This window comes from Sediminibacterium salmoneum NBRC 103935, assembly GCF_000511175.1.
Lineage (GTDB): Bacteria > Bacteroidota > Bacteroidia > Chitinophagales > Chitinophagaceae > Sediminibacterium > Sediminibacterium salmoneum.
In genome coordinates this window covers 1341773-1346750 of the sequence record NZ_KI866530.1, presented here as the reverse complement: position 1 = coordinate 1346750, position 4978 = coordinate 1341773, and the positions used below count along the sequence as shown (strand labels likewise).

General features: G+C 40.5%; 3 protein-coding genes. 2 read left to right on the top strand and 1 reads right to left on the bottom strand.

Features of this window, described 5'->3' with window-relative positions:
* The first annotated feature begins 108 nt into the window (after positions 1-108).
* Together lon and porQ are read left to right on the top strand one after the other, a co-directional pair.
* On the top strand, positions 109-2511 hold the full coding sequence (gene lon, locus P767_RS0106435; protein WP_026763871.1) for an endopeptidase La: 2403 nt from the start codon (positions 109-111) through the stop codon (positions 2509-2511).
* Positions 2512-2528: 17 nt separating this feature from the next.
* On the top strand, positions 2529-3548 hold the full coding sequence (gene porQ, locus P767_RS17580) for a type IX secretion system protein PorQ (RefSeq protein ID WP_026763870.1): 1020 nt from the start codon (positions 2529-2531) through the stop codon (positions 3546-3548).
* 95 nt (positions 3549-3643) lie between these two features.
* Here the strand turns inward: porQ and amaB are convergent, their stop codons facing one another.
* Positions 3644-4939, bottom strand: coding sequence for an L-piperidine-6-carboxylate dehydrogenase (amaB, locus tag P767_RS16135; RefSeq protein ID WP_262506414.1), 1296 nt, complete (start codon positions 4937-4939; stop codon positions 3644-3646).
* Positions 4940-4978: the final 39 nt, after the last annotated feature.

Genomic DNA, 4978 nt, shown 5'->3' with positions numbered 1-4978 from the left:
CGGCCGTCCTTTGGTCGAGATGGCATCAATAATTGTACTTTATTTCTGCCCGGCCCAGAAATTAGGGTGGGTGAGATCATTTTTGTGACATTTTGACTAAAGAAAATTATGGATAAGAGAAAAATATTATTTAAAGCAGAGGATGAAACGGATTTTATGCCGATTCTCCCTATTGGTGAGCAGGATGGAGATATGGATAATGAATTGGAAATACCAAATGAGTTGCCAATTCTGCCATTAAGAAATACCGTTTTGTTTCCAGGTGTTGTGTTACCGATTACGGTAGGTAGAGATAAAAGCATCAAGGCGGTAAGCGATGTTTATAAATCTGATAAACTAATTGGGGTAATTGCTCAAACAGATGCAAATATTGAAGAGCCTGAGCCCAAGGATCTATGCAAAATAGGTACGGTTGCCAAAATTGTGAAATTGATTAAAATGCCGGATGGGGGCACAACTATCATTATTCAGGGAAAGAAAAGATTTGAATGGCTGGAAATGATAAGTGATGATCCTTATTTTAAGGCAAGTATCCGTTTATTCAATGAAGACGAGGCACCCTCTACAGACGATTTTAAGGCTTATGTAAGCACTATTAAAGACTTGGCTGCTCAGATTATTCAACTGTCGCCTAATTTACCTACAGAGGCTTCCATTATTTTAAAGAATATTGAGAACCCAGCTTTCCTGATTAATTTTGTTAGTAATAATTTGAACAGCGATATACAGGAAAAGCAATCCTTACTTGAAATCAACGATATCACAGAACGGGCTGTTAAACTGGTGCAGATTCTGCAAAGGGAATTACAGTTTGCTGAGTTAAAAGACAAGGTTACCAATAAGACCAGAACAGAATTAGATAAGCAGCAGAGAGATTATTTTCTTCAACAGCAGCTAAAAAGTATCAAGGAAGAATTAGGGGGTGATAGCAATGAACGTGAAATAGCAGAAATGAAGAAAAAGGCCGAGACTAAAAAATGGCCTGAAGCTGCTAAGAATGCTTTTAATACAGGAATACAGAAACTGGAGAGAATGCATGCGTCTACGCCAGATTACTCTGTGGTATATAACCACCTCGATTTAATGCTCGATCTTCCCTGGGAGGAATATACCAATGATAATTACGACTTGAAGAATGCGCAGAAAGTGCTGGATATAGACCATTACGGCATGACTAAAATTAAGAGTCGAATTCTGGAATACCTTGCAGTTCTGAAATTAAAGGGAGATATGAAGAGCCCGATTCTATGTTTTTTAGGCCCTCCCGGAATTGGTAAAACCTCTTTAGGAAAATCAATTGCCCATGCAATCGGAAGAAAATATGTTCGACTTAGCTTGGGTGGCCTTCATGATGAAAGTGAAATAAGGGGGCACCGTAAAACCTATATAGGCGCCATGCCGGGTAGAATATTACAGAATATCCGAAAAGTAAAAACATCCAATCCGGTTATGATTCTGGATGAAATAGATAAAATAGGAGCTGATCATCGGGGAGATCCTTCCTCTGCCTTACTGGAAGTGCTGGATCCAGAACAGAATCATACATTTTATGACAACTATCTGGAACTGGAATACGATTTAAGTAAAGTACTTTTTATTGCTACTGCCAATAATTTGCAGAATATTCAACCAGCACTGAGAGACCGCTTGGAAATCATTGACCTGAGTGGATATGCTGTGGAAGAAAAACTGGAGATTGCCAAACGACATTTGGTTCCCAAACAAAAAGAAGCGCATGGTTTGGGTAAAGTAAATTTCAAAATAGCAGACAAAGTTTTAGAAAAAGTAATTGAGCAATATACCCGTGAAAGTGGGGTTCGTGAACTCGACAGACAAATTGCTTCCATCATGCGTTACCAGGCAAAGGAAATGGCGCTGAAAGGAAAAGTAAAAATGAGTGTAAGTGCCGGCGACGTTGAGAAAATTCTGGGCCAGCAGCGTTACAGTAATGAAATCTATAAAACAGCCAATATGCCCGGTGTAGTAGTGGGATTGGCCTGGACTTACGTAGGAGGTGATATATTGTTTATAGAAACAATTTTGAGTGAGGGCAAGGGCGAGCTGAAACTGACAGGAAATTTAGGTAATGTAATGAAAGAGAGTGCAACTACTGCACTTAGTTATATTCAGGCAAATTTTAAAAAGTTGGGTATTGATCCTGAATTATTCAAGTCAAGGAATATTCATATCCATGTTCCGGAAGGAGCGGTTCCAAAGGATGGACCAAGTGCAGGTATAACCATGCTTACATCCATTACTTCGGCCTTTACAGGCAGAAAAGTCAAGCCATTTCTTGCCATGACCGGAGAAATTACTTTGAGAGGTCAGGTTTTACCTGTGGGGGGGATTAAAGAAAAAGTCCTGGCCGCAAAAAGAGCCGGATTGAAGGAAATAGTACTTTGTCATCTGAATCAGAAAGACGTGGATGAAATTGACAGCAGTTTTATTAAGGGGCTGCATTTTCATTATGTAAAAACCATGCAACAGGTTATTGATTATGCATTGGTATAATTGTATTTTTATACCAGATGCGTAATTATATCATTCTGATACTTTTTTTATTCTTCATTGCCACTGAGCTGAAAGCACAGACGCTTGGTGGCAATGCTGTTTATAATTTTCTTACACAGCCAGGTGGTGCGCAAATTGCAGCATTGGGGGGTACCAATATCAGTCATCAGTCCAATGATGTTTCGTTAAGTTTAAGTAATCCTGCCCTGTTAAGAAGTACCATGCATCATCAGGTTTCAACTTCTTTCAACGGCTTTTTGGCAGGAATTAATAACTATTCTGCTGTAACTGCATTCAGACAATCTTCTTTTAACCTGGGAGCAGGTGTCCAGTTTCTGGATTATGGTTCTGTTTCGCAAACAGATGCAGCTGGAACTGTTTTTGGTACAATCAGGCCCCGTGATTTTGCCATACACCTGATGGCGAGCAAGCAATACAGGGAAAGGTTTCATATTGGTACTACGCTGAAATTCATACAAAGCAATTATGGTCCTTTCCGTTCTTCCGGCATTGCAGTAGATGTAGGATTAACCTATCAGGATACTGTTAATCAATGGCAGGCTGCATTCCTTATTAAGAATATGGGTACACAGTTCAGTACCTATGGCGGTGGCGATAAAGAAGAGCTACCCTTTGATGTGCAGGCAGGTATCAGTAAACGACTTGCGAATGCCCCGATTCAGTTTTCATTAACAGCACATAATTTACATCGTTTACGAATATTGTATAATGATACGGCTTTCAATGCTTCTGAAGGTGATTTAAGAACGGCAGGCTTTCTTCAGAAAACCTTTGCGCACCTGGTTCTGTCTGCACAGTTTTATATTGGGGACAAAGTAGAGGCAACCCTTGGTTATAATTTTCTTCGCAGGCAGGATTTGAATGTATTCAATGCGGCCAGTGGATTAAATGGCTTAACAGCAGGTGTTGGATTTCTTCATAAAAAACTACATGTCCGCTACGCAACAGGTTTTTACCAGCAACGAGTCTTTCATCAGTTCACTTTGAATTTATCCATCTCTGGTAAATCACTATAAAAAAAGTCTTTGTATTTCTTACAAAGACTTTTTCATTGAATGATTCACAAGTCAAATCCCCCAATAGAACAGGGTTGAGATTGTAATGATTCTATTTAGAAATCAAATTTGATTCCCTGAGCCAAGGGTAAATTGGTACCGTAATTAATGGTATTGGTTTGTCTGCGCATATACGCTTTCCATGCATCACTGCCACTTTCTCTGCCTCCTCCGGTTTCTTTTTCCCCTCCGAATGCGCCACCAATTTCGGCACCACTGGTACCAATATTTACGTTAGCAATACCACAATCACTTCCATTGGCAGAAAGGAATAGTTCTGCCTCTCTTAAATTCAGTGTCATGATAGCTGAAGAAAGACCCTGAGGAACATTGTTCTGCATTTCTATGGCTTCATTCAGATCCTTGTACTTCATAACATATAAGATAGGGGCAAATGTTTCGTGTTGTACAATAGCAAGTTCATTGGTAACTTCGGCAATACATGGTTTTACATAGCAGCCGCTTTCATAACCGGCTCCCGAAAGAACACCACCCTCCACAATAAATTTACCTCCCTGAGCCTTGCATTGTTCAATGGAATTCAGGTACATAGTAACTGCATCTTTATCAATCAATGGTCCTACGTGATTCTGTGAATCAAGAGGATTTCCGATTTTTAATTGAGCATAGGCTTTGGCAATTTTTTGTGTGAAAGCCTCGTATACCGATTCGTGAATAATCAATCTTCTGGTTGTAGTACATCTTTGACCTGCGGTTCCCACTGCTCCAAATACAGCACCAATCAATGACATGTCGAGGTCTGCGTCTTTGGAAATGATAATAGCATTGTTCCCACCCAATTCCAGAATACTCTTGCCTAACCTTCCTGCAACTGCCTTGCTTAATTCTTTACCCATTCTGGTAGATCCGGTTGCTGAAACCAGTGGAATTCTTGTATCGTGACTCAACCATTCACCCACTTCACGTCCACCCTGGATCAGGCAGTTTACTCCTTCCGGTACATTGTTGGCTGCAAATACTTCGGCAATGATATTTTGAACAGCTACTCCGCACAAAGGTGTTTTTTCACTTGGTTTCCAGATGGTAGTATTACCACAAATCCAGGCTAGTGCAGCATTCCAGCTGAATACAGCAACAGGGAAATTAAATGCAGAAATAATGGCAACAACACCCAACGGATGCCATTGCTCGTACATTCTGTGCTGCGGTCTTTCACTGTGCATGGTTAATCCATATAATTGGCGGGAAAGGCCAACTGCAAAATCACATATATCAATCATCTCCTGAACTTCACCGTATCCTTCCTGCAGACTCTTACCCATTTCATAGCTTACCAGTTTACCCAACGGTTCTTTCTTTGCTCTTAATGCTTCTCCAATCTGGCGAACGATTTCCCCTCAGTCGTGGGAGGCAAGGCACACAGGGGATAG

Excerpts from the sequence above, each read along its gene's own strand:
- lon (WP_026763871.1), top strand. The coding sequence starts at position 109 with ATGGATAAGAGAAAAATATTATTTAAAGCAGAGGATGAAACGGATTTT.
- porQ (WP_026763870.1), top strand. The coding sequence starts at position 2,529 with ATGCGTAATTATATCATTCTGATACTTTTTTTATTCTTCATTGCCACT.